This is a genomic window from Bartonella sp. AA23NXGY (assembly GCF_042197165.1).
Taxonomy (GTDB): Bacteria; Pseudomonadota; Alphaproteobacteria; order Rhizobiales; family Rhizobiaceae; genus Bartonella.
This window is the reverse complement of the sequence record NZ_JBHIRO010000052.1, coordinates 1-2,805: the sequence shown is the minus strand read 5'-3', so window position 1 is coordinate 2,805 and position 2,805 is coordinate 1. Positions and strand designations below refer to the sequence as shown.

The window sequence follows — 2,805 nt, the reverse complement described above, 5'->3', positions numbered from 1 at the left end:
GATAGCCTTGCTAAGCAGGATGATAATACGAAGGTTATCACTATTGGTAAAGAAGTAGAAGGTACAGAACTCAATATTGCCAACAGTAAGAAAGAAGACCGGATACTTTCAGGTGTTAAGGCAGGAGTGCTTTCAGCAGAATCGACAGAAGTTGTAAATGGCTCTCAGTTATTTGCGACTAATAAAAATGTTACGACAGTGACTACTAATCTAGACAGTGTTTCTAAAAATACATCGAGCTATTTAGGTGGTGGTGCTGATGTTCTTGTAGGCAATCTTCCGACGTATGTTGTTGGTGGTCAGTCATATCATGATGTTGGTTCAGCCTTTAGCGGTGTTGATACATCGCTGACAGATCTTCATAATGAGCTTTCTAAGAACAGCAATGAACTTACACAGACCATTGAGCAGAATGCTTTGTTGTGGAATGATGAAGCCAATGCCTTTGTCGCGCGTCATGAGAAGAGCAAAGAAGAAAAAGGCAGAGCTGTAAGGACACAAGAAAACAGTAGAATTACGTTCCTTGCAAATGGTGAGATTAGCGCTAAATCAACAGATGCTGTAACGGGTAGTCAGCTTTTTGAAACGAATGATAAGGTTGTTACTTATTTAGGAGGCAATGCAGCTTTTAATAATGGTGTGTTTACTGGGCCGACCTATAGTTTATCGGAGATTGATAAAGATGGTAAGATAACAGCCAAACCTTTTACTAATGTTGGTTCAGCTTTTGAAGGACTTGATACAAATATCAAGAATGTCAATCAGAGGATTAAGGAAGTTTCAGAAGGAGTCGCACAGGATTCTTTGAATTGGAATAATGAAGCCAATGCATTTGTAGCTAAGCATGGAACGGAAGGAAACAATAGCAAATTGAAGTTTCTTTTAGATGGAGAAGTTTCTAAAGGTTCAACAGAAGCGATCACTGGCAACCAACTTTATTCAATGAATCAAACAGTTGCGACCTATTTTGGTGGAGGTGCTGGCTATGAAAATGGAAAATGGGTTGCACCCACCTTCAAACTTAAAACTGTCAATGATGATGGTAGCACTGGTGAGGAAAAGGTTTACAATAGTGTATCGGAAGCACTTGCAGGTGTTGCAAGTTCTATTACGAATGTTCACAATGATGTGACCAATGTTGTCAGTGATAGCCTTGCCAAGCAGGATGATAATACGAAGGTTATCAATATTGGTACAGAAGTAGAAGGCAATGAAATCAATATCGCAAATAAAGACAAAGGAGATAGGATTCTTTCCGGTGTGAAAGAAGCCGTGAGAGGTAATGAAGCTGTTAATAAAGACCAGCTTGATAAAAGTCTGAAGGAGCTTTCTAATAATCTTCAGTCTGATGAATCGGCTGTTGTTCACTATGATAAACAAGGTGATGATAATAGCAGCACTAATTATGCGAGTGTGACTTTGGGTAAAGGTAAGGGTTCTACACCTGTAGGTTTGCATAATGTTGCCGAAGGTCAGATTAGTGAGAATTCGCATGATGCGGTTAATGGCGGTCAGATTTCTAAGGTTTCTCAGGATATTGCGAAATACTTAGGTGGAGGTACAAGCTTTAAAGATGGTACTTTCACGGATCCAACCTATAAATTATCCAGTGTTGATGCAAAAGGCGAGGTAGTAGAAAAATCCTATGGTGATGTTGGTTTAGCCATTGAAGGTATTGATACGAATTTCAAGAATGTGAATAACAACCTAACGAATAAGTTTAATGAACTTACTGAAAACATTACGAATATTACTCAGGAAGTTCAAGGCGATGCGCTGTTGTGGGATAAGGACGCAGAGGCGTTTGTAGCGACGCATGGGGACAATAAAGAGAACAGCAAGCTTACATCACTTGCAGCTGGCTCTATAGTATCAGGCTCGAGTGATGCGATTACGGGTGGACAGATTTATGATCTGCAAAAACAGTTTGCTGGCTATTTTGGTGGTGGTGCTGGTTATAATGAGAAAGGCGAATGGCAAGATCCGGATTTCCAAATTCAGACTTTCAGCAATGATGGTACGAAAGGTGATAAGAAGAGCAGTAATAATGTTGCAGGTGCGTTTAATAACATTAATGACAGCATGAGCACTATCAACGCTCGTATTAAGGAAGTTTCAGAAGGATTTGCACAAGATTCTTTATCATGGAGCAAGGCTGAAGGTGCTTTTGTCGCCTTGCATGGAGAAAAAGATGGTGAGAAGACACACAGCAAAATCACATCACTTGCAAATGGTGATATTACTGCTAGCTCAAGCGATGCTGTAACAGGAAATCAGCTATATGCTCTAGGTAACAGTGTTGCGCAGTCTTTAGGTGGTGATGCTAGTTATGCAGGTGGCGCTTGGACGGCTCCAAGTTTCAAAGTTAAGATCGTTAATGAGGATGGTACTAAAGTTGAAGAGAAGAAGTATGATACTGTATCGGAAGCATTTGCTGGTGTAGGAACATCTTTTGAGAATCTTCAAAAAGAGTTTACTCAAAACAACACGGAGGTTACTGAAAATATTAAGCAGAATGCGTTGTTGTGGAGTGATTCTGAAAAGGCGTTTGTAGCAACACATGGAGAGGGTGATGAGAAAGGCAACAGTAAAATTAAGTTTCTTTCCAATGGAGAGGTTTCTGCAAGCTCAAGTGAAGCGGTCAATGGTTCTCAGCTTTTTGAGACGAATAAGACTGTTGCAACTTATTTAGGTGGTGGCGCTGAATATAAGGAAGGTCAATGGAGTACTCCAAGCTTCAAAGTTAAGATCGTCAAAGAAGATGGCAGTGCCGTTGAAGAGCAGAGCTATGATGATGTTGCGTCT

General features: G+C 40.4%; 1 pseudogene. It reads left to right on the top strand.

Going from position 1 to position 2,805, the window contains the following annotated elements:
* Nucleotides 1-2,805, top strand: a pseudogene (locus tag ACFINY_RS09535) (hypothetical protein); the annotation flags it as partial.